This window comes from Streptomyces sp. NPDC047706 (assembly GCF_043204795.1).
Lineage (GTDB): Bacteria > Actinomycetota > Actinomycetes > Streptomycetales > Streptomycetaceae > Streptomyces.
In genome coordinates, this window is the sequence record NZ_JBIDCW010000012.1 from 23,497 (window position 1) to 48,242 (window position 24,746).

Consider the following 24,746-nt stretch of genomic DNA (forward strand, 5'->3'; position numbering starts at 1 on the left):
CTCGGGGCCTGGGACTTCGGGTCCGGGAGGCGGTGTGCGGCCGTGGCCCGCGGCTAGCCTGCCGCCTCCGGAACCGGTGCCTTCGGCGCCGCCGCCCCGTGCTTCGGGGCCCGTGCCGTCACCATCAGGGCAGTGACCAGGCCCGCCATGAGCATCAGCCCGGCGGCGCACCACAGGGCGACCGTGTAGCCGTGGACGACGGCCTCACGGGCCACTTCCGCGGGCTCGGCGGACCGGGTGAGGTGGGCGGTGAGGAAGGCGGCGGTGCTGGTGTTGGCGATGGTGTTCAGCAGGGCCGTACCGATGGAACCGCCCACCTGCTGCGAGGTGTTGAGGGTCGCCGAGGTGACGCCCGAGTCCTGCGGGGCCACGCCCGCCGTCACCGTGGCGAACACCGGCATGTAGGTCAGGCCCATGCCGAGGCCCACCAGGACCAGGCCGGGCAGGATGTCGACGACGTAGGAGGAGTCCACGGTGAGCTGGGTGAGCAGCACCATGCCGGACGCGGACAGGAACATGCCCGGGGCCATCATGGTGCGGGGCGGCACGTGCTGCAGCAGGCGGCCGGCGATCTGGGTGGAGCCGATGACGGTCGCGGCCGTGATGGGCACGAAGGCGAGGCCGCTCCACGCCGGCGAGTAGCCGAGGACGACCTGGAAGTAGTAGGTCATGAAGAGGAACAGGCCGAACATCCCCATGATGGCCAGCATCATCGTCAGATAGCAGCCCGCGCGGTTGCGGTCCCTGACGATGTGCAGCGGGAGCAGCGGCAGCGGCGCACGGGTCTGCCACCACACGAAGGCCGCCAGCAGCGCGACGCCCGCCGCGAGCAGTCCGAGGACGGACAGGTGGGCCCAGCCGTGGGACTCGGCCTCGCTGAAGCCGTAGACCAGCGCGACCAGTCCGCCGCAGCCGAGCAGTACGCCGGGCACGTCGAGGCGGGCGCCCGGCCGCCCGGGCCGGTCGCGCAGGACGGTGAAGGCGCCGAGCAGCGCGAGCAGTGCGATGGGGGTGTTGACGTAGAGGCACCAGCGCCAGTTGAGGTACTCGGTGAGCACCCCGCCCACGATGAAGCCCATGGCGGAGCCGCTGCCTGCCAGAGCACCGAAGATGCCGAAGGCCTTGCCGCGCTCCTTGGGGTCGGTGAAGGTCGTGGCGAGCAGGCTCAGCGCGGACGGCGCGAGCACGGCCGCGAAGGCGCCCTGAAGGGCGCGGGCGCCGAACAGCATGCCCGGGGTGACGGCGGCGCCGCCCAGCGCGGAGGCGGCGGCGAAGCCGATCAGCCCGATGGCGAACGTGCGCCTGCGGCCGATCAGGTCGGCGATCCGGCCGCCGAGCAGCAGCAGACCGCCGAAGGCGAGGGTGTACGCGGTGATCACCCACTGGCGGTTGCCGTCGGACATCCCGAGCTCGTCCTGGGCCGACGGCAGCGCGATGTTCACGATCGTCGAGTCGAGGACGACCATCAGCTGGGCGAGGGCGATCACCACCAGCCCCCACCAGCGGTGGGGGTCGGCATCGGCGGAAGCCCTGGGGTCTCCGGTCCTAGGCGCGGTCATTCGGACAGAAGACCATGAATCAGGGCGTATCTCCCGTGATGCCACGCCCCACCCGGTCAGGTCTTTACGGTTCCAGGACCACCTTGCCGGTCGTGGCGCGGTTCTCCAGCGCCCGGTGCGCGGCGGCGGCCTCGGTGAGCGGGAAGCGGTGCACCGCGGGGGCCAGCCGGCCCGCGGCGGCTTCGGCGAGGGACCGCAGCTCCAGGGTGCGCAGGGGACTCGGGCCGCCGGCCTTCTCCAGCATCGGCGGGCCGGGCACCTGCACCGTGACGCCGTCGACGACGAGCGGTCCGCCGCCCTGGATGCCCTCGGCGGACCAGCCGAAGACGACGTGTCTGCCGCCGGGGGCGAGCAGTCCGACGGCCGTACGGGCGATGTCGCCGCCGACCCCGTCGTAGACGATCGTGACCTTGCCGGCGTACGCCCGGACCTGATCCGGCCACGCGGGGTCCCGGTAGTCGACGGCGAGACCGGCGCCGTTCGCGGCGACCCGACGCGTCTTCTCCGGGCCGCCGGCCAGGCCGATGACGGTGGCGCCCGCGTTCCTGGCGTACTGCACGAGGAGGGTGCCGAGGCCCCCGGCGGCGGCCGGGATCACGACCACGTCGCCCGGCCCCGGCTCGGCGAACTGCACGATTCCCATCGCCGTGCGTCCTGTGCCGATCATGGCGACCGCCTCGGCGAAGTCGAGGCCCGCCGGGATCTCGTGCAGGCGGTCGGCGTCGGTGACGGCGAGTTCGGCGTAGCCGCCGGGGACGAAGCCCAGGTGCGCGACGACCCGCTTGCCCAGCCAGGCCGCGTCGGTGCCCTCACCGAGCGACTCGACGACTCCGGCGACCTCGCGGCCGGGGACGGTGGGCAGGGCCGGTGCGGGCCCGGGCCCGGCGTGGCCCGCGCGGATCGCCGCGTCGAGCAGGTGCACGCCGGCGGCCACGACGGCGACACGGACCTGGCCGGGAGCCGGTACGGGGTTCTCGACCTCCTCGGCCACGAGGTTCTCGGCGGGTCCGAAGGCGTGGAGGCGGATGGCGTGCATGGGGTCCCCCTGCGGCTGGTGGCCGGTTGGTCGGTGACGGTGACGGTGACGGTGGCGGGTGGCGGGTGGCGGGTGGCGGGTGACGGGTGAAGGGTGACGGGTGACGGGTGACGGGTGACGGGTGACGGGTGACGGGTGACGGGTGACGGGTGACGGTGACGCGTGGCCGGTGATCGGTGATCGGTGATCGGTGACCTGAGACCGATGACCAAAGACCGGTGATCGGTGACTGACACTCTTCGACCTCAAGCACGCTTGAGGTCAAGCGGCCGGGGGCCGTGCTGTCCGAGTGCCAGGGACACGGCGGTTCAGGTCGCGACGCGAGAACCAGGTCCAGAGGGGGCCGCCGCTGTAGAGGGCGTGCGGGCCCTCGTTCGTCCGGTAGGGGCCCTCAGCGGTGCGCGCCCGGCCGCCGAGGGTGTGGTGCGCCTCGTGGACGGTGACCTCGGCGCCCGCTTCGGCGGCGGCGATGGCGGCGGTGAGGCCCGCGAAACCGCCGCCGATGACGGTGAGGTGGGGCATGGGGTCGGTCTCCCTCGCTCGGGTTCGCCTCTGGTGTTTCCGGAAGTACGACTCCGTGAGTCGCCTCCGATGTGACATCGACGGCCGATCGGGGGGCCTCCCACTCTTGGAGCGGGGCGTTTGTGCAGGTCAGGGCGATTGTCAGTGGCGGGGTGCAGGATGGGGGGCATGGTGAGGCGAGCGGCGGGCGGAGTGAAGGCGGCACGACGACCGGAGCTGAGGCTGCCGGAGCTGGAGGCGTACGGAGGGGGTGGGCTGGAGCCGGACGGGGACTACGACGGGGTGGAGTTCCAGGGCGTGGAGCTCGGTGGGCAGGACGGCGGGGGCGCCCGCTTCATGGACTGCGCGTTGACGGGATGCGCGCTGGACGAGACGCGACTGCACCGGGCCCGCTTCCTGGACTCGGTGCTCACCGCCCCGCGCGGCGTCGGCACGGACATGTCGGAGGCCACCCTGCGCGACGTCGAACTGCTCGACGCCCGGCTGGGCGGCACGCAACTGCACGGTTGCGTACTGGAACGCGTTTTGATCCGGGGCGGCAAGCTCGACTTCCTGAACTTCCGGGGGGCGCGGCTGAAGGACGTGGTCTTCGAGGGGTGCGTCCTGGTGGAGCCGGACTTCGGGGGCGCGTCGCTGGAGCGCGTCGAGTTCGTGGACTGCGCTCTGACGGGGGCGGATTTCACCACGGCCGCCCTGACCGACGTGGACCTGCGCGGAGCGGCGCCGCTGGAGATCACGCGGGGGATCGACAGGCTGTCGGGAGCGGTGATCAGCGCGAGCCAGCTGCTGGATCTGGCGCCGGTGCTGGCGGGGGAGTTGGGGATCAGGGTGGAAGGGGGGTGAGGGCGGGGCGGCAAGTCCGAGCGGTACGGCGACCGTGTCGGGCGGGGTGGCCGAGGGGTGCAGCGGAGGCGGCGCCCGGCGTCACGGCACCCGCGGAAACCTCGCCTGCAGCGACCAGATCGCCGGGTTCTCCTCCAGGTCCTCGTGCAGATCGCACAGGTCGGCGACCAGATCGTGCAGGAAGTCCCGTGCTTCGCGGCGCAGTTCGGTGTGGGAGAAGGTGAGGGGCGGCTCCTCGGCCGGCTGCCAGTCGGCCTCGACGTCGACCCAGCCGAAGCGGCGCTCGAAGAGCAGGCGGTCGGTGGACTCGGTGAAGTCCAGCTCCGCGTGCTGGGGGCGGGAGGCGCGAGAGCCCGCCGGATCGCGGTCCAGTTGCTCGACGATGTCGCACAGTGCCCACGCGAAGTCGAGTACCGGCACCCATCCCCAGGCTGTGGAAAGCTCCCGGTCCGACTTGGTGTCGGCGAGATAGACGTCACCGCAGAACAGGTCGTGGCGCAGGGCGTGCACGTCCGCGCGGCGGTAGTCGGTCTGGGGCGGGTCCGGGAAGCGGTTGGAGAGGGCGTAGCCGATGTCGAGCACGTACGCGATGGTGTCACGCCTTTCGTAGGATCAAAGACGTGTCCCGTTTTGTTCCGGTCGTCCCAGCCGCCCTGCTGGCCCTCGCACTGACCGCGTGTGCGAGCGGCGGCTTCGAGGGCGGCACCCCCGGCAGCTCCGGCCTGCGCGATCCGTACTTCCCGAAGGCGGGCAACGGCGGCTACGACGTCACCCACTACGACCTGACCCTCGACTACACCCCCGGCAACCGCCACCTCACCGGCCGTACGACGATCACCGCCCGTGCGACACAGGACCTCTCCGCCTTCAACCTCGACCTGAGGGGACTGCGCGTCGAGAAGGTCACGGTCGACGGCACCACCGCCCGCTGGAACCGCGCGGGCCAGGAACTGACCGTCCGCCCCCAGGACGACCTCACCGAGGGCCGCACCTTCCGCGTGACGGTCCGCTACTCCGGCACCCCGGCCACCATCACCGACCCGGACAGCTCACGGGAGGGCTGGCTGCCCACGGAGGACGGCGCGCTGGCGCTGGGCCAGCCGATCGGCTCGACGGCCTGGTACCCCGGCAACCACCACCCCTCGGACAAGGCGGCGTACGACATCGAGGTGACCGTGCCGAAGGGCCTGCGGGCGGTGTCCAACGGCGAACTGAGGTCCGAGCGCACCACCGGCGGCCGTACGACCGCCACCTGGCACATGGGCCGGCCCATGGCGAGCTACCTCACCACCCTCGCCGTCGGCCGCTACGACATCAGCCGCACGAAAACCCCGGACGGGCTGCCCGTGTACACCGCCGTCGACCCGGCCGAGGCCGCCGGCAGCCGCGAGGTCCTGGCGCGGCTCCCCGAGGTCCTCGCCTGGGCGCAGGAGCGCTTCGGTCCGTACCCGTTCACCTCCACCGGCGCGATCGTCGACCGTCCCGGCGACGTCGCCTACGCCCTGGAGACCCAGACCCGTCCCGTCTTCCCCGGCGCCCCCGACGTCCCGCTGCTTGTCCACGAGCTCGCCCATCAGTGGTACGGCGACTCCGTCACGCCCAAGTCCTGGCGGGACATGTGGCTCAATGAGGGCTTCGCCACGTACGCGGAGTGGCTGTGGGCGGAGGACCACGGCGGTGACACCGCCCAGCGCACCTTCGACCAGCTCTACGCCGGCACCCGCTACACCACACCCGAGGAGAACGAGGCCGTCTGGTCCTTCCCGCCCGCGAATCCGCCCGGCGCCGCGCACATCTCCGGCAGCCCGGTGTACGACCGGGGCGCGATGGTCCTGCACAAGATCCGCCGGACGCTCGCCGACGACACCGCCTTCCGTGCCCTGCTCCGCGACTGGGCCACGGCCCACCGCCACGGCAACGCGAGCACGCAGGACTTCACGGAGTTCGTCGAGGAGCAGGCGCCGCAGAAGGATTTCGGCGGCGTCTGGGAGGAGTGGCTGTACGGGGAGGGGAAGCCGGACAGGCCGTGAGGCCGGGGCGCGCTCGACGCGATGGACGCTCGTCGCCGGCGGAGCGCTCTGCCGGGAGGGGTGGGCGGCACCCGGGACGGGCATGCCACGGGCCCCTCGACGCCTGCGTCGAGGGGCCCGGTGTTCAGGCTGCCGGGGTGGGCGTCGCTCAGACGTTCACGCCGAAGTCCTGGGCGATGCCGACCAGGCCCGAGGCGTAGCCCTGGCCCACGGCGCGGAACTTCCACTCCGCGCCGTTGCGGTAGAGCTCGCCGAAGACCATGGCGGTCTCGGTGGCGGCGTCCTCCGAGAGGTCGTAGCGGGCGATCTCGGTGCCGCCCGCCTGGTTGATGATGCGGATGTAGGCGTTGCGGACCTGGCCGAAGTTCTGCGTGCGGTTCTCCGCGTCGTAGATCGAGACCGGGAAGACGATCTTGTCGATGTCGGCGGGGAGACCGGCCAGGTTGACGTTGATCTGCTCGTCGTCGCCCTCGCCCTCGCCCGTGCGGTTGTCACCGGTGTGGACGATCGTCTGGTCCGGCGTCTGCTTGTTGTTGAAGAAGACGAAGTGCTGGTCCGAGAAGACCTTGCCCTGCGTGTTGACCGCGATCGCGGAGGCGTCGAGGTCGAAGTCGGTGCCGGTGGTGGTGCGGACGTCCCAGCCGAGGCCCACGGTGACGGCGGTCAGGCCCGGAGCCTCCTTGGTGAGCGAGACGTTGCCACCCTTGGACAGGCTTACAGCCATGGTCGGGAGTTCCTTCCCTCGAAGCGTGCGCTATGCGGTGCCGTTGCTGAAGCTACAGCTACCCCTATGAACGCCGCAGGTGGTGCCATGGGTTCCCCGCGCTTTACTTTCTTTACCCGGCTGCCGCGTCCGGTGGCGTTATTCGGGTGACTCCCACCCCGTTCAGGCGGGAACATGTCAGTCATGTCCGGTCGTCCGCACGTCATCCGTGGCTCCGTCCCGCTCCCCGAGGCCGAGCTCCAGTGGCGCTTCTCGCGCTCCTCCGGGCCCGGTGGCCAGCATGTCAACACCAGCGACACCAGCGTCGAGCTGCGGTTCGACCTGGCGGCCACCGAGGCCCTGCCCGAGGTGTGGAAGCGGCGTGCGCTGGAGCGGCTGGCAGGCCGGCTGGTCGACGGGGTCGTCACCGTACGTTCCTCCGAGCACCGCTCCCAGTGGCGCAACCGTGAGGCGGCGGCCGTGCGACTGGCCGCGCTCCTCGCCGAGGCCACCGCGCCCCCGCCCAGGCCGCGCAGGCCCACCCGTATCCCGCGCGGCATCAACGAACGCCGGCTCCGTGAGAAGAAGCAGCGGTCCGACACCAAGCGGGGGCGGTCCGGCCGCGACTGGCATTGACCGCCAATTGGCGTGGAGTTCGAAACGACGGGCGGTCGCGGCGTACGGCGAGTGGCGGCTATTGAACAATTGGTCAGCATGTACTGAACAAAAAATCAGCCGCCGCCGAGCCGTTCGGCCTCGGCGGCTCAACCCAGGTGCCGGTAGCGCCCCTTGAAGTACAGCAGCGGCCCGCCGTCCGCACTGGGCACCCGGGCCGTCAGCACCCGCCCGATCACCAGCGTGTGGTCACCGGCCGCCACCCGCTGCTCCGTCCTGCACTCCAGCGTGGCCAGCGCGCCGCCCACCAGGGGTGCCCCGGTCCTGTCGCCGCGCACGTACGGGATGTCCTCGAACAGCAGACGGTCGCTGATGCGGCCCTTCATCGCGAACCGGCCCGCGATGTGCCGTTGGCTCTCGGAGAGGACGGAGACCGCCCACTCGGGCTGCTCGGTGAGCAGGTCGTCCATGCGGGCGCCCTCGCGCAGGCTGACCATGACCAGGGGCGGGTCGAGGGAGATGGACATGAAGGCCGTCGCCGTCATGCCGACGTCCTCGCCGGCCGGCGCCCGCGGGTCGTCGGGGTCGAGCGCCGGCTCGCGCGCGGTCACCAGGACCACCCCTGCGGCCAGCCGGGACATCGCGGCACGGAACTCGTCGTCGGTCACCCCCACAGCATGCCCAACGGCCGAGGCCGCGGACGGCTGGGCGGGAACGGTGAGGGGCGGAACGGCTGCGTGTGTGTTCGGCACACCCGAAACGCTAATCTCCGGTGTGCGCGCTCCGCATCGGACCTCGGCCCGAAGGTGGACCTAGGACCTGCGGCGGACGGTCATGGGCACACGATGGACACTCGCACAAATCTTGCGTTCGTTAAACGCACGTGAAAAACGCAGAAACTCCACTCAATTGTTCATCTTCTACTGTGACTTGAGTCACAGGGGGCATTAATTGTTGACCCTGTGTACCGAGTGGGCAGCGCGCTGTGATTCAGTGGCGGGAAGCTGTACTGGAAGCTGTAAGGGCACCACTCAGAAAAGGGCGCCGAAGCGAACCCTTGAATCGCCGCGAGGACTCGGGGGGAGGGCGAGCATGGAGACCGAGTCGGAGCCGTACGTCCGCCTTGCGTCCCTGCGACAACTGCACCAGGTCATGGCCGACATGAACACGGCCCGCAGCCTGGCGGACACCTTGCAGACGGTCGCGAACGGGGTCGTCAGCGCCCTCGGCTACGAGCTGGCGTGCGTCAACCTCGTACGCCCGGACGGCGATCTCGTCGTCGCCGCCTTCTCCGGCAACCCCGCCGCCGAGGCCCTGATCACCGGCCGGGTCGGCTCCCGGGAGTCCTGGGAGCGCCGGCTGAACATGGGCGAGCAGTGGGGCGACCTCGTCTTCATACCGCACACCGAGGGCTGGGTCCTCGACGACGACGACGTTCCGCAGTGGTACACCGAGGGGCCCGCGCCGCGCTTCGAGGACGAGTGGCACCCCTCCGACCGCCTCTTCGCGCCGATGTACGCGCCGGGCGCCCAGGGCGGCGCCGCCTCCGGCGAACTGGTCGGCGTCCTGTCCGTGGACCGGCCGCGCAACGGCCGCCGTCCCGGCGCATGGGGCCGTGAGGCGCTCCAGATGTACGCCTTCCAGGCCGCCATCGCCATCAGCAACGCGCGTCTACGTGCGAATATGCAGCGCGCGCTGGTCCGCCTGGAGCGCGAGCAGCAGGCCCTGCGGGCGAGCGAGGAGAGCTTCCGGCAGGCGTTCGAGTACGCGCCCTCCGGCATGGCCATCGCCGAGATGGGCGGTGACCAGCACGGCCGCATACTGCGCACCAACGACGCCCTGTGCAGGCTCCTGGGCCGCCCGGCCTCCGCGATGCGCCGCTACTCCTTCTCCGACCTCGTCCACCCCGAGGACATAGGCACGCTCCTGCGCACCTCCGCCGAGGGCGGCCGGGCCGAGCTGCGCCTCGGCCGCCGGGACGGCACCTACGTCTGGGTCAGCCTGCGCAACTCCGTCGTCGCCGACGCCGCCGACGGCCCCCGCTTCCTGCTCACCCACGTCGAGGACATCGAGGAGCGCAAGCGCCGCGAGCTCCAGCTCGCCCACCGCGCCTCCCACGACTCCCTCACCGGCCTGCCGAACTCCGCCGAGCTGCGCTCCCGGCTCGCGGCCCGGCTCTGCCAGCGCCCGCAGACGGGGTACCACGGCGCCTTCGAGTCGCAGGACGCGGCCTTCGGCCGTCCCGTCCACGACGCCGGCGGGCACGGCTTCGACTTCGTGCCGGCCGGCAAGGACACGTACGACGTCTACGACCACCATGTGCACACCGTCGCCCCCGAGGGTGAACACGACGACGGCACCAAGGGGCTCGCGGTGCTCTTCTGCGACCTCGACGGCTTCAAGTCGATCAACGACCGGTTCGGTCACAACGCGGGCGACGCCGTGCTGATCGAGGTCGCCCGGCGGCTGAGCAACGGCGTCCGGGACGGCGACACGGTCGCCCGGCTCGGCGGCGACGAGTTCGTGATCCTCGCCGACGGGCTCGGCCGGGCGGACGCCCAGGACCTCGCCGTACGGCTGCGCAACGAGATCATCCAGCCGATCCGGGCCGAGGGCCGGGCCGTCCGGGTCGGGGCCAGTTTCGGCATCGGCTGGGCGCACTGCGGCATGACGGCGGACGAGGTGCTCAAGTCCGCGGACGAGCGGATGTACGTCGAGAAACGATCTCGTCCCAGACAGCACCGGCGTGCGGGATGATCAGCAGGTCGACGGGGTGATGCGACCCGGGTCACCCGTTTGGGCCACCGGAAGCGGGTAGGCTCGCCATTCTCACCACACGTACCGCATCCGTTCCGCACCTGTTGAGGAGTACCAAGGGATGACGCCCGGCAACAACGGCGCGAGCACGCCCGAGGACGACGACCCGTTCGGCTACCTGTACGCCGACGGTCAGGCCAACGGCGCCCAGCCCCCGTCCGGCGGCTACGGCTACCCGAACTCGGTCAGCAGGGTGCGTACGGTCGGCGAGCGGCCCTACGGTCAGCAGGCCTACGGCCAGCCGAACGTGCCGCCGCAGCAGCAGGGCACCTACGGCCGGCCGAACGCGCACTACGCCGCACCCGAGACGTTCCCCGGCGGCGCGCCGACCACCCAGTCGCCGATGCCCGGCCACGGCCCGGGCGGCGGCGGCCGCGGCCGCGGGCCCAACACCAAGGGCCTGCTGATCGGCGCGATCGCGGTGGTCGCCGCGGTCGTCATCGGCATCGGCGTGGCCATGCTGGGCGGCGACGACGACAAGAAGGCCGGCGACCAGCCGTCCCCCACCCCGACCGCCGAGCAGAGCGCCGAGCCGACTCCGTCGGGCGAGAGCAGCGCGGACAGCGGGGCCGACCTGCCGGCGATCGACGCCAAGGCGCTTCAGCTCGGCGGCGGCGCCACCACCGCGTCCGACATCGAAGGCGCCAGGGCGGACGGTGGTGTCTACGTGACCGGCTTCAACGCCGTCGGCGCCTCGGCCACCTGGACGGTCAACGGCATCCCCGAGTCCGGCAAGTACACCCTGTTCGTCGGCTACGGCGTGCCCGGCAAGGACGCCAACGCCACCCTGACGATCAACGGCACGGCCCAGACCCGGCCCTTGAACATGGCCAACTTCGCGAAGGCTCCCGAGGGGGCCTACGAAAAGGGCTGGACCGAGACGTGGGGGAACGTCCAGTTGAACAAGGGGACCAACACGATCAAGCTTTCGTGTGAGGCCGGCAACTCGTGCGATGCCAACATCGACCAGTTGCGGCTCGTCGCAGGGTGGAAGTGACGGGCGGCCACGGCGAGCGTGGCCGCCCGTGCGACCAGGTGCGGCCACCCTCCAGGTGCGGGCAGTAGCCCCCCGGTAGGTGCTTACGCTGCGGCCTCGTGCCCTGTCACCGCGACCCGCCCCAGCAGTTCCTCGTAGGCCCGCCGGTCGAACTCGCCTGCGACCGGGGCCCGCACCGTGGCTGTCGCCAGGGCGACCGCGCGGGTCAGGCGCTCGGGCCACGGCAGGCGTTCCACCAGTCCGGCCAGCAGGCCCGCCGTGACGGAGTCCCCGGCTCCGGTCGGGTTGCCGTGGATCCGGGTGGGCGGGGTGGCGTGCCAGGTGCCCTCCGGGGTGGCCGCCAGCAGGCCCTCCGGGCCCAGCGAGGCGACGACCGCGTGGGCGCCGCGCCGGCGGGCGGCGTGCGCGGCGCGCAACGGCTCGTGCGTGCCGGTGAGTTCGGCCAGTTCGGCGCTGTTGGGTTTGACGACGTCGGGCCGGGCGGCGACCCCGCGGCGCAGCGGCTCGCCGCTGGTGTCCAGCAGCACCGGTACGCCGGCCGCGCGGGCGGCGCGTATCAGGCCCGTGTACGCGCCCACCGGTACCCCCGGCGGCAGGCTGCCGCACAGGGCGACCGCCGAGGCCGGCGCGAGCAACTCCTCGTAGGCATCCTGGAAGGCGGACCACTCGGGCGGTGCGATGACCGGGCCGGGTTCGTTGAGCTGGGTCGTGTCGCCGGTGCGCTCGTCGACCACGGCTATCGTGCGCCGGGTCGCGCCGCCGATCGGCACCAGCGCGTCGACCACGCCGGGCGTGGCGGCGAGCCGGTCCTGGACCATCCGTCCGGTACCGCCGCCGGCGAACCCGGTGACCGTCACCTCGTGCCCGAGGGCCGCCAGCACCCGGGCCACGTTGACGCCCTTGCCGCCGGGGCGTTCGCTCACCTCGGAGACGCGGTGGGTGGCGTGGGGCCGCAGGGACCGTACGCGGTAGGTGATGTCGAGAGCGGTGTTCAGCGTGACCGTGAGGATCACCCGTGCCGACCTCCCCCGAGGATGCGTTTCTCGCTTTCCGGAGGGTCGATCATGCCAAAGAGACGGCGGGCCGCCCAGCCCCCGGGTCGCCCGCCGTCCGGCTACTGGCGGAACATTCAGTCCAGTTGGGGACCGACCACCCATTCTCCCCGGCGCATCACGCCCTTGAGGTCGAAGTCCGCGTCCAGGACCACCAGGTCGGCGTCCTTGCCGGGCTCCAGGGAACCGATCCGGTCGTCCATGCCGAGCAGCCGTGCCGGGTTGGCGGACAGGGCCTTGACGACGTCCTCGACCGGAATGCGGTCGACGGTCACCGCCCGCTTGAACGCGCGGTCCAGGGTGAGCGTGGAGCCGGCGATCGAGCCGCCCTCCACCAGCCGGGCCACGCCCTCGCTGACCTCGACCTCGAGCGGGCCGAGCATGTAACGGCCGTCGCCGAAACCGGCCGCGTCCATGGCGTCCGTGATGAACGTGACCCGCTCGGCGCCCGCGTGACGGAACGCCAGCTCCAGGGCGGCCGGGTGCAGATGCGTACCGTCGTTGATCAGCTCGACGGTGACGCGCTCGTCCTGGAGGAGGGCGGCGATCGGGCCGGGGGCGCGGTGGCCGAGCGCGGGCATCGCGTTGAAGAGGTGCGTGGCGACCGTCGCGCCCGCGTCGATCGCCTCGACCGTCTGCTCGTAGCTCGCGTCCGTGTGGCCGACCGCCGCGATCACGCCGTGCTCCACCAGCAGCCGTACCGAGTCGAGGCCGCCCGGCAGTTCGGTGGCCAGCGTCAGCATCCTGGCCTGGCCGCGGGCCGCGTCGATCAGCTTGCGCACGTCCGCCGGCTGCGGGTCGCGCAGCAGTTCCTCCGAGTGGGCGCCCTTGCGGCACGGGGAGATGAACGGGCCCTCGAAGTGGATGCCGGCGATCTCCCCCTGCTCGGCCAGCTCGGACAGCAGTCCGGCGCGGTGGGTGAGGAAGTCCATGTCGCCGGTGACCGTGGAGGCGACCAGCGTCGTCGTGCCGTGCAGGCGGTGGGTGCGGATGCCCTTGAGGACCTCGTCGACGGTGCCGGAGGTGAAGGAGGCCCCGCCGCCTCCGTGGTTGTGGATGTCCACGAAGCCGGGGACGATCCAGTGGCCGGTGAGGTCGACCCCCTGGACGCCGGGTGCGGAGGTGGCGGCCACACGGGTGCCCTCTACGGCCACGCGGCCGTTCTCGACGGTTCCGGTGGGGAGGACCACGTGGGCGCCGGTCAGCACCAGGGGTGCTCCGGCCGTCGCGGGCCGCGGGTGCGTGGTGGCTGGTCGCGCAGTTCCCCGCGCCCCTGTGGGGGTTGCCATCAGGGCGTTGCCTCCTTGCGGTCGGTTCGGTCGATGAGATCCCAGGCCAGGAGTCCGGCACCGAGGCAGCCGGCCGTGTCCCCGAGGGCCGCGGGGAGGATCGTCGGCAGCTTCTGGAAGGTGACGCGCTGCTGGACCGCGTCGCGCAGTGGTGTGAACAAGGTTTCCCCCGCCTCCGCGAGCCCGCCACCGATGACGAGGGTGCGCGGGTCCAGCAGGGTGAGGGCGGTGACCAGGCCGTCGGCCAGGGCGTCGACGGCCTGCTGCCAGACCTCCACGGCGCGGGCGTCGCCGGACTCGACCGCCTTCGCGCAGTCCGCCGCGTCCGCCTGGGCGTCGCCGGTCGCCGTGGCCCACGCCTCGCTGACCGCCGACGCGGACGCGAACCGTTCCAGGCAGCCGCGCTGGCCGCACGGGCAGGGCGTCCCGCCGGGACGTACGACGACATGGCCGATCTCGCCCGCGAAGCCGTGCGCGCCCGACTCCACCCGGCCGTCGATGCTGATCGCGCCCGCTATCCCGGTGCCCAGCGCGACGAACAGGAAGCGGTCGGCTCCCCGGCCCGCGCCGATCCGGCCCTCCGCGAGTCCGCCGGTGCGCACGTCGTGGCCGAGGGCGACCGGGAGGCCGCCGAGCCGCTCGGTGAGCAGCGCGCGCAGGGGCACGTCACGCCAGCCGAGGTTGGCCGCGTAGGCGGCGATGCCCCGCTGTGCGTCGACGATGCCGGGGACGGCGACTCCGGCGGCGGACGCGGGGGCGCCGAGGTGCCGGTCGCCGTGGGCGCGCAGCTCGGCGGCGAAGTCGAGGATGCCGTCGACGACCGCCTGGGGTCCGTGTTCGCGGCCGGTCGCGCGGCGTGCCTGGTGCAGCAGGGCGCCGTCCGCCCCGACCAGGGCGGCCTTCATCGCGGTGCCGCCCACATCGAGGGCGATGACGTGTCTCACGGGGGACAGTGTGGCCCGTACACCCGGAAGAGGTCTAGTCCACTTGCGTGGTGTAGACCTTAATCCGTAATCCGGACGACATGAACGACGTATGGACAGGGTGGGCCACAGCGTGCAGCGGCGGCGCAGTAAAGGAATGATCGCGGTGATGTCCGCACTGGGCATGACGGCGGTCCTGGGCGGCTGCGGCCTCACCGGAGGTTCCGACGACGTCACGCTCAGACTGGTGGCCGCGGACTACGGCGACAGCGCGGCGAACAGCTCCAAGAAGTACTGGGCGAAGCTGGCCGACGCCTACGAGGCCGACCATCCCGGCGTCCAGGTCGAGGTCAGCGTGTACTCCTGGAGCGACGTCGACCGTGAGGTCAAGGAGATGGTCGACGCCGGGAAGGCGCCCGACATGGCGCAGATCGGGGCGTACGCCGACTACGCGGCCGACGATCTGCTCTACACCGCGGACGACCTGCTCTCCATACCCGTCCAGGCCGGGTTCTCCTCGGCGCTCGCGAGGGCGGGACAGGTCAACGGGGTGCAGTACGGCATGCCGTTCGCCGCATCCACCCGGCTGCTCTTCTACAACAAGGAGCTCTTCGACGAGGCCGGTCTCTCCGCGCCGGCCACCTGGGCGGAGCTGGCCGACGCCGCCGAGGCGCTGGAGGCGGACGGCGTGAAGTACCCGTACGCCCTGCCGCTCGGCTCGGAGGAGGCGCAGGCCGAGACCATGCAGTGGCTGCTCAGCGGGGGCGGCGGCTACGACGACGCGGTCGGCAGGTACACCATCGACTCCCCGGAGAACGTCGCGACCTTCACCTGGCTGCGCGACGAGCTGGTCGGCGAGGGGCTCACCGGGCCGGTCGCCCCCGGCAAGCTGGACCGGGCCGACGCCTTCGCCGCCTTCGCCAAGGGCGAGGTCGGCATGCTGAACGGGCATCCGTCCCTGATGAAGATGGCCGAGAAGCAGGGCGTGGAGTACGGCATGGTGCCGATGCCCGGCGTGAACGGCGAGTCCAAGGCCACCATGGGGGTCGCCGACTGGATGCTCGCCTTCAAGCAGAACGGCCACAAGGAGCAGGTCGGCGAGTTCCTCGACTTCGTGTACACCGAGCAGAACGTCCTCGACTTCTCCCGAGAGTACGACCTGCTGCCGGTCACCAACTCCGCCTCCGACGCGATGAGCGGGGCGCCGCAGGACCGGGACCTCAAGCCCTTCCTCGACGAACTCGCCCTCGCCGAGATCTATCCCGTGGGCAAGACGTCGTGGGCGTCGGTCAGCGCGGAGGTCAAGAAGCGGATCGGCTCCGCCGTGGCACCGGGCGGCAGCCCCGCGGCGATCCTGGGCCGGCTCCAGTCGACGGCCACGACGGCGGAGAGCTCGACGGCCGGCTAGGACCCGTCGTCGGCGGCGTGATCCGAACGACAGCCCCAGGGCCGGACCGGCCGGGGCCGGGCCCGATGTCGGTGGGGGCGGCTACCGTGCGGAGCATGGACCAGCAGCAGCTCGCCCGACGGGAACAGGACGTCCTCGCCCTGGAGCGCCGTGGCTTCTCCGGCCCCGGCGCCAAGGAGCGCGCGATACGCGAGGAGCTGGGCCTGGCCCCGGTCCGCTACTACCAGCTGCTCAACGCCCTGCTCGACGACCCGCGGGCACTGGCGCACGACCCGGTGACGGTCAACCGCCTGCGGCGGATACGAAAGCGGCGACGGGCGGAGCGGTAGCGCCGGTCCGGCGGGGCCGCCGGACCGGCGTCAGGATCGATAGGGTCGCCGTATGGGCAGCCACGAGACCGAAACCGGCAAGACTCTCCCCACGCCCGCCACCTCCGCCGGGCGGGCCGGGCTCGACGCGATCCTCGCGAGGCCCGGCAAGGCGGTGATCGCGCTCGACTTCGACGGGACGCTCGCCCCGATCGTGCCCGACCCCGAGCAGGCCCGCGCCCACCCGGACGCCGTACCGGCGCTCGCCGCCCTCGCCCCGGAGGTGGCCGCCGTCGCGGTGATCACCGGGCGCCCGGCCGACGTCGCCGTACGCCACGGCGGGTTCGCGCGCGTCGCCGGTCTGGAGCACCTCGTCGTCCTCGGCCACTACGGCGCCGAACGCTGGGACGCGGTCAGCGGCGAGGTCAGCGCACCGGCCCCGCACCCCGGCGTCGCCGCCGTCCGTGCCGAGCTGCCGGGTCTGCTCGGCCGCGAAGGCGGCGGGCCGGGCACGTGGATCGAGGACAAGAGCCGCGCGATCGCCGTCCACACCCGCCGCGCCGGCGACCCGCAGGCCGCGTTCGAGGCCCTGCGCGAACCCCTGACGGACCTCGCCGCCCGGCACGGACTGATCGTCGAGCCCGGCCGCATGGTCCTGGAACTGCGCCCACCCGGCATGGACAAGGGCGTGGCCCTCCTCGACTTCCTCCGGGAACTGGGCGCCGAGTCCGTCCTCTACGCGGGCGACGACCTCGGCGACCTCCCCGCGTACGCCGCGGTCGGCACCCTCCGCGCGGAGGGCACGCCGGGGCTGCTGGTGTGCAGCGGCAGCGACGAGGTGACGGAGCTGCGGGAGCGTGCCGACCTGGTGGTCGCCGGCCCGGAGGGCGTCGTCAAACTGCTCGCGGGCCTCGCGGCTCAGCTTCGGGGCTGAGCGCGCAGGGCGGTCAGCTGGTCGAGGAACCACTGGGCCGGGGGGAGGGCGGTGGCGGCGGCCGCCAGCCGCTTCGTCCGCTCGGCGCGTTCCCCGGCCCGCATGGTCAGCGCCTCGTGCAGCGCCCCGGCCGTGCCGGTGATGTCGTACGGGTTCACCCCGAGCGCGTCCTCGCGCAGCTCCTCGTACGCCCCCGCCTCCCGGGACAGCACCAGCGCGCAGCCCTCGTCGGACACCACCGGCACCTCCTTGGCGACCAGGTTCATGCCGTCGCGGATCGGGTTGACCAGGGCCACGTCCGCGAGCCGGTAGGCGGCGAGCGAGCGGGCGAAGTCGTCCTTCACGTGCAGCACGACCGGCGTCCAGCCCGGCGTCCCGTACCGCTCGTTGATCTCCTCGGCCACCCGCCGCACCTCGGCCGTGTAGTGGCGGTACACGGCGAGGTCCTGCCGCGAGGGGTAGGCGAAGGCGACGTGAACCACCCGTTCGCGCCACTCGGGGCGGTCGTCGAGCAGCTGCCGGTAGGCCAGCAGTCCGCGCACGATGTTCTTGGACAGCTCGGTCCGGTCGACGCGGACGATCGTCCTGCGGCCCTCGCCGATCTCCGCCCGCAGCGCGGCCATCCGCTCCTCGACGTCGGCCTCGTGGGCGCGCCCGCGCAGGAAGCCGGCGTCGGCCCCGAGCCCGTGCACGCCGACCCGTGTGTCGCCGAGTCCTCCGGCGAACGTCTCGCAGCAGGCCGTGAAGGCGTCCGCCCACCGCCGGGTGAGGAACCCGAGCCGGTCCGCGCCGAGCATCCCCCGCAGCACCTGTCCCGCGATGTCGTCCGGCAGCATCCGGAAGTACTCCGGCGGCGCCCACGGCGTGTGCGAGAAGTGGGCGATCCGCAGGTCCGGACGCAGTTCGCGCAGCATCCCCGGCACCAGGGTCAGGTGGTAGTCCTGCACCAGCACCGCCGCGCCCCGCGCCGCCTCCTGGGCCAGCGCCTCGGCGAACGAACGGTTGTACGCCTCGTACGCCGCCCACTGCCGCCGGAACTCCGCGTCGAAGACCGGCTCCAGCGGCGTCTGGTACAGCATGTGGTGCACGAACCACAGCACGGAGTTGGCGATGCCGTTGTACGCGTCGGCGTGCACGCCGGCCGCGATGTCCAGCATCCGCACACCGGACTCGCCCACGCCGCGCCGCACCGCCTCGCGGTCGCCGTCGCCGAGGGCGGAGCACACCCACAGCGCGCCGGCGTCGGGGCCGATCGAGGAGAGGCCGGAGACGAGTCCGCCGCCACCACGCCTGGCGTGCAGCGAGCCGTCGTCACGCACCTCGTACGAGACCGGGCCCCGGTTGGAGGCCACCAGTACCTGCGCAGGACCGTACGTCGAAGCCATACGCCTCAACCTAGCCCTCTCCTGATCCGCTCAAACGTACGGTTCGAGACCGAAAGGCGGCCGTATACAGCCGTACGCTGGCGTACCCAGCGCTCAGGCCACTTTCCGGGCCGCGTACTCCGCGATCTCCACCATCGGCGGGCGTTCCTCCGTGTCCAGCGAGTACGTCCGCGGCTCGAACCCGTCCTCCACCCGTTCGAACTGGGTGAGGCACGGGCGGACGAGGTGGCCGCGGGCCAGCCGGAGCTGGGCCGTGCGGTAGATCGCCGCCGCCATCCGGCCGAGCGCCTGCCCGTCCTGGTGACGGTGCTTGCGCACGCCGACGTCCACCTGGGCGAGGGCGTCCAGCCCGACCAGATGCAGGGAGTCCACCAGCATGCCCAGCTCCACGCCGTACCCGACCGGGAACGGCAGCTGCTCCAGCAGCGAGCGCCGGGCCGCGTACTCACCGCCGAGCGGCTGCACGAAGCCGGCCAGCTGCGGCCAGTGCAGGTTCAGCAGCGGGCGTGCCACCAGCTCGGTCACCCGGCCGCCCTGCCCGGCCGCGTCGCCCAGGGGCCGGTCGTACATCCCCTTGACGAGGGCGATGTCCGGGTCGGTCAGGAGCGGTCCGACGATGCCCGTGACGAAGTCCGAGGAGAACTCCCTCAGGTCGGCGTCGATGAAGCAGACGATGTCGCCGCGGGTGACGAGCAGCGAGCGCCACAGCACCTCGCCCTTGCCGGGGACGGGCGCCACGCGCGTGAGTATCCCGTCGCGGTGTTCCACCCGGGCGCCCGCCGCGGCGGCCACCTCGGAGGTGCGGTCGGTGGATCCGGAGTCGACCACCACGATCTCGTCGACCAGCGGAACCCGCTCCACGAGGTCGTGCCGGATCGCGGCGACGATGTCGCCGACCGTCTCCTCCTCGTCCAGCGCGGGCAGCACGACACTGATCGTCTGGCCCGTGTTGTGCTTCGCGGCAAGGAGCGTGTGGAGCGGGCGGTCGGCCAGCGACCAGGAGCGGGTGGTCAGCCAGCGCTCGACTTCCTCCAGCACGGTCCGGTGCTCCTCTGCGTTTCGTGATCCATCTCGCGGTTCGGACGACTATCTCAACCGTCCTGGCCTTCGGTTACAGTCTTGAACAACGCTGGTGACCGTCGCATGTCGGGGGTCGTCGGCGCGCACCACGGCACGACAACCACATACAGCTCATCCAGAGGGGCAGAGGGAAACGGCCCGCTGAAGCCCCGGCAACCCTCCAGTCGGTTCTCGTAGATCGTTCTCGATCGTTCCGCGAGGCTCACGGCTAGGGAAGGTGCCAATTCCGTCTCACGGCGAGATGCGTCGTGAGGAAGATGAGGAGAAAGGGCCTCGCCTCACATGGCTGTGCAGACTGTCGCAAGCAGCACCAGCAATCCCACCGTCGACCTCGGTCCCGCCGCGGCGCTGTCCTGCCGCGAATGCGGCCACCGCGTCCCGCTCGGCCCGGTCTTCGCGTGCGAGGAGTGTTTCGGCCCGCTGGAGATCGCCTACGACTTCTCCGCGTACGACGCGGAGGAGCTCCGCAAGCGCGTCGAGGCGGGCCCGTCGAGCATCTGGCGTTACGCGCCGCTGCTGCCGGTCCCCGCCGACGTGGCCGGCAAGCCGAACCTGAACCCCGGCTGGACCCAGCTGGTCCAGGCCGACCGCCTGGCCCGTGAAATCGGCGTCGAGCCCGGCAGGCTGTTCGTCAAGGACGACTCCGGCAACCCGACCCACTCCTTCAAGGACCGGGTGGTCGCCCAGGCCCTGGAGGCCGCGCGGGCCTTCGGCTTCACCACCCTGTCCTGCTCCTCCACCGGCAACCTCGCCGGTGCCGTCGGCGCCGCCGCCGCCCGGGCCGGCTTCCGCTCCTGCGTGTTCATCCCGCACGACCTGGAGCAGGGCAAGGTCGTCATGGCCGCGGTCTACGGCGGCGAACTCGTCGGCATCGAGGGCAACTACGACGACGTGAACCGCTTCTGCTCCGAGCTGATCGGCGATCCGGCGGGCGAGGGCTGGGGCTTCGTCAACGTCAACCTGCGGCCGTACTACGCGGAGGGGTCCAAGACCCTGGCGTACGAGATCTGCGAGCAGCTCGGCTGGCGCCTGCCCGACCAGATCGTGGTGCCGATCGCGTCCGGCTCCCAGCTGACGAAGATCGACAAGGGGCTGCAGGAGCTGATCAAGCTCGGTCTCGTCGAGGACGGGCCGTACAAGATCTTCGGGGCGCAGGCCGAGGGCTGCTCGCCGGTGTCGACCGCGTTCAAGGCGGGGCACGACGTCGTACGGCCGCAGAAGCCGAACACCATCGCCAAGTCGCTGGCCATCGGCAACCCGGCCGACGGGCCGTACGTGCTGGACATCGCGCGGCGTACCGGCGGTGCGGTGGAGGACGTGACGGACGCTCAGGTCGTGGACGCGATCAAGCTGCTCGCGCGGACCGAGGGGATCTTCGCGGAGACCGCGGGCGGGGTGACCGTCGGGGTCACGCGCAAGCTGGTCGGGAACGGGGCGCTGGACCCGTCGCTCACCACCGTCGTGCTCAACACCGGTGACGGTCTGAAGACTCTGGACGCGGTGGCGGGTACGGGACTCACGGCGACGATCCGGCCCAGCCTCGACTCGTTCCGCGAGGCCGGTCTCGCGTAAGAGAGCTTTGTACGTCGCCTGCGGGCCGCCGGTGGGGGCCGGTCGCGCCCACCGGCGGCAGCCGCACATTCAGCACAGCCTCGCGCCCCCTGGGGCGTCACCCTGACCGGAGGTCCAACGTGAGCGTCACTGTCCGTATCCCGACCATCCTGCGCACCTACACCGGCGGCCAGGCCGAAGTCACCGCCGACGGGGCGACCCTCGCCGAGGTGATCGACGACCTGGAGAAGAACCACACCGGCATCGCCGCCCGGGTCCTGGACGACCAGGGCAAGCTGCGCCGGTTCGTCAACGTCTACGTCAACGACGACGACGTCCGCTTCGAGCAGGGGCTGGAGACGGCGACCCCGGACGGCGCCGGCGTGTCCATCATTCCGGCGGTCGCCGGAGGCTGAACCGGCCGCCGGAACCGCCCGCGCATTACCGTGAGTAACCCCGGTTACTCAATGTTCATCGAATTGCCCCCTCCGTGAGAGAAGCGGAGGGGGCAATTCAGTGTGGTTGAGCGCGGTAGAGTTGGGGAACGCGTCGCGACGCGACATGCCGGACGCATATGAGTTCCGGCTCCGGTGCGATGAGAAGTAGCCAAAGTGTGTGGCTCTTTTGCGCCTTTCGCTCCTTTTGTGGAGCCCGACTTGCCCAGAATTCGGGCAGATTATCCCTAAATTGCCGACCGCCTGCGCCCAGATTTCTCGTCCGATTGACCTGTTGCAGACGGCAGTTGGACAGATACATTCAGCCGCGGTCGACGCGTTCCGGCGCACGCCCCCGGTGAACAGGGGGCGAGGTCTGACCCGGATCCGCGAAGTGTGGATCTGTGCAAGGGCCAGTAATAGGGGAGTTAGGCATGGCTCAGGGCACCGTCAAGTGGTTCAACGCGGAGAAGGGGTACGGCTTCATCGCGGTCGACGGTGGTGCGGACGTCTTCGTCCACTACAGCGCGATCCAGATGGACGGCTACCGGACCCTCGAAGAGGGCCAGCGGGTCGAGTTCGAGATCTCGCAGGGCCAGAAGGGCCCGCAGGCCGACATGGTTCGCGTCACCGCTTAAGCGCGCGACCACCGAATGTGACGTTTCTGTCCGACAGGGCCCGTACCTCTCCGGAGGGGCGGGCCCTTCGGCATGCGCCCCGTGCCCGCCCGGTGCCCGCCGTGGCGCCTGCCCGGCTTGCCCGTCCGGGGGCGCCCCGCGCCGCGTCCGGTGTTCGCGGGTGGCGGAGCCCCCGCCCGGATCCGGGGGAGGCGCTTGCACTCGGCAGGGGCGAGTGCTAATCATTGCGTTAGCACTCTGAAGGTGAGAGTGACAAAGAAGGACCGGGTCGGTGAGGCCGCAGGCCGGGTGGGGCAAGGAACCACGAGGCAGGCGAGCCGTCCGTCGCGGGCGCGGGCGCGGTCCGAAGGAATCACCCCCAGTCCTGGAGGGACCACTTCACATGGCCAAGATCATCGCGTTCGACGAGGAGGCGCGGCGCGGCCTCGAGCGCGGCATGAACCAGCTCGCGGACGCCGTGAAGGTGACGCTCGGCCCCAAGGGCCGCAACGTCGTCCTCGAGAAGAAGTGGGGCGCCCCCACGATCACCAACGATGGTGTCTCCATCGCCAAGGAGATCGAGCTCGAGGACCCGTACGAGAAGATCGGCGCCGAGCTGGTCAAGGAAGTCGCCAAGAAGACGGACGACGTCGCCGGCGACGGTACGACCACCGCCACCGTCCTCGCCCAGGCGCTCGTCCGTGAGGGCCTGCGCAACGTGGCCGCCGGTGCCAACCCGATGGCCCTCAAGCGCGGTATCGAGAAGGCCGTCGAGGCCGTCTCCGGCGCGCTGCTCGACCAGGCCAAGGAGGTCGAGACCAAGGAGCAGATCGCCTCCACGGCCTCCATCTCCGCCGCCGACACCCAGATCGGCGAGCTCATCGCCGAGGCCATGGACAAGGTCGGCAAGGAAGGCGTCATCACCGTCGAGGAGTCCCAGACCTTCGGTCTGGAGCTGGAGCTCACCGAGGGTATGCGCTTCGACAAGGGCTACATCTCGGCGTACTTCGCCACGGACATGGAGCGCATGGAGGCGTCGCTCGAGGACCCCTACATCCTCATCGCCAACTCCAAGATCTCCAACGTCAAGGACCTGCTCCCGCTCCTGGAGAAGGTCATGCAGTCGGGCAAGCCGCTGCTGATCATCGCCGAGGACGTCGAGGGCGAGGCCCTGTCGACCCTGGTCGTCAACAAGATCCGTGGCACCTTCAAGTCCGTCGCCGTCAAGGCCCCGGGCTTCGGTGACCGCCGCAAGGCCATGCTCGGCGACATCGCCATCCTCACGGGCGGCGAGGTCATCTCCGAGGAGGTCGGCCTCAAGCTGGAGAACGCGACCCTGGACCTCCTGGGCCGCGCCCGCAAGGTCGTCATCACCAAGGACGAGACCACCATCGTCGACGGTGCCGGCTCCGCCGACCAGGTCGCGGGCCGCGTCAACCAGATCCGTGCCGAGATCGAGAACAGCGACTCGGACTACGACCGCGAGAAGCTCCAGGAGCGCCTGGCGAAGCTGGCCGGCGGCGTGGCCGTCATCAAGGCCGGTGCCGCCACCGAGGTCGAGCTCAAGGAGCGCAAGCACCGCATCGAGGACGCCGTCCGCAACGCGAAGGCGGCCGTCGAGGAGGGCATCGTCGCCGGTGGTGGCGTGGCCCTGCTCCAGGCCTCCCAGGTGTTCGAGAAGCTGGAGCTCGACGGTGACGAGGCGACCGGCGCCAACGCCGTGAAGCTCGCGCTGGAGGCCCCGCTGAAGCAGATCGCCGTCAACGGTGGTCTCGAGGGTGGCGTCGTCGTCGAGAAGGTGCGCAACCTGACGGTCGGCCACGGTCTGAACGCCGCGACCGGCGAGTACGTCGACATGATCGCCGAGGGCATCATCGACCCGGCGAAGGTGACCCGCTCTGCCCTGCAGAACGCCGCCTCCATCGCCGCGCTCTTCCTCACCACCGAGGCCGTCATCGCCGACAAGCCGGAGAAGGCCGCGGCCCCGGCCGGCGGCGGCATGCCGGGCGGTGACATGGACTTCTGATCCCTGCGAGGATCGGACCCGTCCGCAAGTACCGAGGGCGGCACTCCCTGGAGACAGGGGGTGCCGCCCTCGGGCGTTTCACACCCCGGGGCGTGGTGCGAGGCGACGGCGGGCTGACCGGTGTGGTTCGGGCCCGCGGCCGGGTCGGCGCCCAGGTACGCCCAGGCAGCGCAACGGCAGCCGCACCGCCCGCCCACCCGCCGCGCAGGGCGTGCCGGTGACGCCGCGGGCCGTGGCCGAACCCGGCCCGCCTCAGCGCCGCGACCGCCGCCCGCCCGGCCGGCCGGTGAGCCGTCCGCGGCCGTCGGCCACGCCCGAGGATCGCTCCGGCGCGTCCCGGGAGATCAGGGAGGGCTTCGTGATGCCTGGCATCCTCCACGGGCTGCGGGTCGGGCGGGAGTGGCTCTGATCAGACGACGTCTGGTCGCGTGGGCCGGAATGGCGCGCGCCGCGGGGTGGTTGTCGCGTGACGAGTTCGACCTGGTCGCCGTGGGGCGGGCGCTGCTGCAGGATCGGCGGTGGGCGGCGAAGGTGCTCGCGGGCCGCTTCGACGAGCTCACGCCGTGGGACGCGGCGTCGCTGGCGTCGCTGAGCTGAGCTGACCTGAGCGTGCTGTG

General features: G+C 71.5%; 22 protein-coding genes, 2 pseudogenes and 1 riboswitch. Of the genes and pseudogenes, 13 read left to right on the forward strand and 11 right to left on the reverse strand.

All coding sequences use genetic code 11. The features are described 5' to 3' along the window. Window positions 1-53: 53 nt before the first annotated feature. From ACGF8A_RS16330 to ACGF8A_RS16340, 3 genes and pseudogenes are all read right to left on the reverse strand, one after another. Window positions 54-1,559, reverse strand: coding sequence for an MFS transporter (locus ACGF8A_RS16330; RefSeq protein WP_393108567.1), 1,506 nt, complete (start codon window positions 1,557-1,559; stop codon window positions 54-56). Between the two features lie 64 nt (window positions 1,560-1,623). Then, window positions 1,624-2,595 (reverse strand): zinc-binding dehydrogenase, encoded by a 972-nt coding sequence (locus ACGF8A_RS16335; RefSeq protein ID WP_393108569.1) that lies wholly within the window; start codon window positions 2,593-2,595, stop codon window positions 1,624-1,626. 309 nt (window positions 2,596-2,904) lie between these two features. Next, window positions 2,905-3,117, reverse strand: a pseudogene (locus ACGF8A_RS16340) (FAD-dependent oxidoreductase); the annotation flags it as partial. Between the two features lie 168 nt (window positions 3,118-3,285). Between ACGF8A_RS16340 and ACGF8A_RS16345 the strand changes: the two are divergent. Next, complete coding sequence (locus tag ACGF8A_RS16345) at window positions 3,286-3,960, forward strand: pentapeptide repeat-containing protein (protein ID WP_393108571.1); 675 nt, start codon at window positions 3,286-3,288, stop codon at window positions 3,958-3,960. Between the two features lie 81 nt (window positions 3,961-4,041). On the opposite strand, the gene ACGF8A_RS16350 is transcribed toward ACGF8A_RS16345, so the two are convergent. Then, on the reverse strand, window positions 4,042-4,542 hold the full coding sequence (locus ACGF8A_RS16350; RefSeq protein ID WP_393108573.1) for a hypothetical protein: 501 nt from the start codon (window positions 4,540-4,542) through the stop codon (window positions 4,042-4,044). 38 nt (window positions 4,543-4,580) lie between these two features. Between ACGF8A_RS16350 and ACGF8A_RS16355 the strand changes: the two genes are divergently transcribed. Next, window positions 4,581-5,990: a M1 family metallopeptidase gene (locus ACGF8A_RS16355; protein WP_393108575.1), complete on the forward strand. Its 1,410-nt coding sequence runs from the start codon at window positions 4,581-4,583 to the stop codon at window positions 5,988-5,990. Between the two features lie 148 nt (window positions 5,991-6,138). Here the strand turns inward: ACGF8A_RS16355 and ACGF8A_RS16360 are convergent, their stop codons facing one another. Beyond that, window positions 6,139-6,714, reverse strand: coding sequence for a TerD family protein (locus ACGF8A_RS16360; protein WP_393108577.1), 576 nt, complete (start codon window positions 6,712-6,714; stop codon window positions 6,139-6,141). Between the two features lie 174 nt (window positions 6,715-6,888). Between ACGF8A_RS16360 and arfB the strand changes: the two genes are divergently transcribed. Next, a complete protein-coding gene (arfB, locus tag ACGF8A_RS16365; RefSeq protein ID WP_393108579.1) occupies window positions 6,889-7,329 on the forward strand; it encodes an alternative ribosome rescue aminoacyl-tRNA hydrolase ArfB in 441 nt (146 codons plus the stop codon). A 128-nt stretch (window positions 7,330-7,457) separates the two neighbouring features. Here the strand turns inward: arfB and ACGF8A_RS16370 are convergent, their stop codons facing one another. After that, window positions 7,458-8,060: a flavin reductase family protein gene (locus ACGF8A_RS16370; protein ID WP_393108581.1), complete on the reverse strand. Its 603-nt coding sequence runs from the start codon at window positions 8,058-8,060 to the stop codon at window positions 7,458-7,460. Window positions 8,061-8,400: 340 nt separating this feature from the next. Here ACGF8A_RS16370 and cdgB point away from each other — a divergent pair, with 340 nt between their 5' ends. Together cdgB and ACGF8A_RS16380 are read left to right on the forward strand one after the other, a co-directional pair. Then, window positions 8,401-10,065: a diguanylate cyclase CdgB gene (gene cdgB, locus ACGF8A_RS16375; protein WP_393108583.1), complete on the forward strand. Its 1,665-nt coding sequence runs from the start codon at window positions 8,401-8,403 to the stop codon at window positions 10,063-10,065. A 121-nt stretch (window positions 10,066-10,186) separates the two neighbouring features. Continuing rightward, entirely contained in the window at window positions 10,187-11,122 is a 936-nt protein-coding gene (locus tag ACGF8A_RS16380) for a carbohydrate-binding protein (RefSeq protein ID WP_393108585.1), read from the forward strand. Window positions 11,123-11,205: 83 nt separating this feature from the next. On the opposite strand, the gene ACGF8A_RS16385 is transcribed toward ACGF8A_RS16380, so the two are convergent. From ACGF8A_RS16385 to ACGF8A_RS16395, 3 genes are all read right to left on the reverse strand, one after another. Next, window positions 11,206-12,135, reverse strand: a complete 930-nt coding sequence (locus ACGF8A_RS16385) for a 1-phosphofructokinase family hexose kinase (RefSeq protein WP_393108587.1) — start codon at window positions 12,133-12,135, stop codon at window positions 11,206-11,208. 116 nt (window positions 12,136-12,251) lie between these two features. Then, a complete protein-coding gene (nagA, locus tag ACGF8A_RS16390; protein ID WP_393108589.1) occupies window positions 12,252-13,463 on the reverse strand; it encodes an N-acetylglucosamine-6-phosphate deacetylase in 1,212 nt (403 codons plus the stop codon). Then, window positions 13,463-14,407 (reverse strand): ROK family protein, encoded by a 945-nt coding sequence (locus tag ACGF8A_RS16395; RefSeq protein WP_393108591.1) that lies wholly within the window; start codon window positions 14,405-14,407, stop codon window positions 13,463-13,465. The genes nagA and ACGF8A_RS16395 overlap by 1 nt, the downstream gene beginning before the upstream one ends. A gap of 148 nt (window positions 14,408-14,555) precedes the next feature. Between ACGF8A_RS16395 and ACGF8A_RS16400 the strand changes: the two genes are divergently transcribed. The 3 genes from ACGF8A_RS16400 to otsB all read left to right on the forward strand — a co-directional run bounded on the left by ACGF8A_RS16400 (window position 14,556) and on the right by otsB (window position 17,036). Next, on the forward strand, window positions 14,556-15,794 hold the full coding sequence (locus tag ACGF8A_RS16400) for an extracellular solute-binding protein (RefSeq protein WP_393108593.1): 1,239 nt from the start codon (window positions 14,556-14,558) through the stop codon (window positions 15,792-15,794). A 95-nt stretch (window positions 15,795-15,889) separates the two neighbouring features. Next, window positions 15,890-16,123: a DUF3263 domain-containing protein gene (locus tag ACGF8A_RS16405; RefSeq protein ID WP_393108595.1), complete on the forward strand. Its 234-nt coding sequence runs from the start codon at window positions 15,890-15,892 to the stop codon at window positions 16,121-16,123. Window positions 16,124-16,175: 52 nt separating this feature from the next. Beyond that, a complete protein-coding gene (otsB, locus tag ACGF8A_RS16410; RefSeq protein WP_393108597.1) occupies window positions 16,176-17,036 on the forward strand; it encodes a trehalose-phosphatase in 861 nt (286 codons plus the stop codon). On the opposite strand, the gene ACGF8A_RS16415 is transcribed toward otsB, so the two are convergent. Next, window positions 17,021-18,421 carry a trehalose-6-phosphate synthase gene (locus tag ACGF8A_RS16415; protein WP_393108599.1) on the reverse strand — a complete coding sequence of 467 codons (1,401 nt, stop codon included), beginning with the start codon at window positions 18,419-18,421 and terminating at the stop codon, window positions 17,021-17,023. The genes otsB and ACGF8A_RS16415 overlap by 16 nt on opposite strands. A 93-nt stretch (window positions 18,422-18,514) precedes the next feature. Continuing rightward, the gene (locus ACGF8A_RS16420) at window positions 18,515-19,459 is read right to left on the reverse strand and encodes a glucosyl-3-phosphoglycerate synthase (protein ID WP_393108601.1); all 945 of its coding nucleotides are present in this window, start codon (window positions 19,457-19,459) and stop codon (window positions 18,515-18,517) included. Between the two features lie 150 nt (window positions 19,460-19,609). Continuing rightward, window positions 19,610-19,765: riboswitch (SAM riboswitch) on the forward strand. Window positions 19,766-19,783: 18 nt separating this feature from the next. Here ACGF8A_RS16420 and thrC point away from each other — a divergent pair. The 5 genes and pseudogenes from thrC to ACGF8A_RS16445 form a co-directional block, all read left to right on the forward strand. Then, window positions 19,784-21,073, forward strand: a complete 1,290-nt coding sequence (thrC, locus tag ACGF8A_RS16425) for a threonine synthase (protein ID WP_393108603.1) — start codon at window positions 19,784-19,786, stop codon at window positions 21,071-21,073. Between the two features lie 119 nt (window positions 21,074-21,192). Continuing rightward, window positions 21,193-21,468 carry a ubiquitin-like small modifier protein 1 gene (locus tag ACGF8A_RS16430; RefSeq protein WP_393108605.1) on the forward strand — a complete coding sequence of 92 codons (276 nt, stop codon included), beginning with the start codon at window positions 21,193-21,195 and terminating at the stop codon, window positions 21,466-21,468. Between the two features lie 452 nt (window positions 21,469-21,920). Beyond that, window positions 21,921-22,124 (forward strand): cold-shock protein, encoded by a 204-nt coding sequence (locus tag ACGF8A_RS16435; protein WP_004986573.1) that lies wholly within the window; start codon window positions 21,921-21,923, stop codon window positions 22,122-22,124. A 382-nt stretch (window positions 22,125-22,506) separates the two neighbouring features. Continuing rightward, a complete protein-coding gene (gene groL / locus ACGF8A_RS16440; RefSeq protein WP_393108607.1) occupies window positions 22,507-24,129 on the forward strand; it encodes a chaperonin GroEL in 1,623 nt (540 codons plus the stop codon). Window positions 24,130-24,588: 459 nt separating this feature from the next. Next, window positions 24,589-24,726: pseudogene (locus ACGF8A_RS16445) on the forward strand (12-oxophytodienoate reductase); the annotation flags it as partial. Window positions 24,727-24,746: the final 20 nt, after the last annotated feature.

What these genes read in the sequence shown, in the direction of transcription:
- ACGF8A_RS16330 (WP_393108567.1), bottom strand. Translation starts at nt 1,559, where the DNA reads ATGACCGCGCCTAGGACCGGAGACCCCAGGGCTTCCGCCGATGCCGAC.
- ACGF8A_RS16335 (WP_393108569.1), bottom strand. Translation starts at nt 2,595, where the DNA reads ATGCACGCCATCCGCCTCCACGCCTTCGGACCCGCCGAGAACCTCGTG.
- ACGF8A_RS16345 (WP_393108571.1), top strand. Translation starts at nt 3,286, where the DNA reads ATGGTGAGGCGAGCGGCGGGCGGAGTGAAGGCGGCACGACGACCGGAG.
- ACGF8A_RS16360 (WP_393108577.1), bottom strand. Translation starts at nt 6,714, where the DNA reads ATGGCTGTAAGCCTGTCCAAGGGTGGCAACGTCTCGCTCACCAAGGAG.
- arfB (WP_393108579.1), top strand. Translation starts at nt 6,889, where the DNA reads ATGTCAGTCATGTCCGGTCGTCCGCACGTCATCCGTGGCTCCGTCCCG.
- cdgB (WP_393108583.1), top strand. Translation starts at nt 8,401, where the DNA reads ATGGAGACCGAGTCGGAGCCGTACGTCCGCCTTGCGTCCCTGCGACAA.
- ACGF8A_RS16380 (WP_393108585.1), top strand. Translation starts at nt 10,187, where the DNA reads ATGACGCCCGGCAACAACGGCGCGAGCACGCCCGAGGACGACGACCCG.
- nagA (WP_393108589.1), bottom strand. Translation starts at nt 13,463, where the DNA reads ATGGCAACCCCCACAGGGGCGCGGGGAACTGCGCGACCAGCCACCACG.
- ACGF8A_RS16400 (WP_393108593.1), top strand. Translation starts at nt 14,556, where the DNA reads ATGTCCGCACTGGGCATGACGGCGGTCCTGGGCGGCTGCGGCCTCACC.
- ACGF8A_RS16405 (WP_393108595.1), top strand. Translation starts at nt 15,890, where the DNA reads ATGGACCAGCAGCAGCTCGCCCGACGGGAACAGGACGTCCTCGCCCTG.
- otsB (WP_393108597.1), top strand. Translation starts at nt 16,176, where the DNA reads ATGGGCAGCCACGAGACCGAAACCGGCAAGACTCTCCCCACGCCCGCC.
- ACGF8A_RS16415 (WP_393108599.1), bottom strand. Translation starts at nt 18,421, where the DNA reads ATGGCTTCGACGTACGGTCCTGCGCAGGTACTGGTGGCCTCCAACCGG.
- thrC (WP_393108603.1), top strand. Translation starts at nt 19,784, where the DNA reads ATGGCTGTGCAGACTGTCGCAAGCAGCACCAGCAATCCCACCGTCGAC.
- ACGF8A_RS16435 (WP_004986573.1), top strand. Translation starts at nt 21,921, where the DNA reads ATGGCTCAGGGCACCGTCAAGTGGTTCAACGCGGAGAAGGGGTACGGC.
- groL (WP_393108607.1), top strand. Translation starts at nt 22,507, where the DNA reads ATGGCCAAGATCATCGCGTTCGACGAGGAGGCGCGGCGCGGCCTCGAG.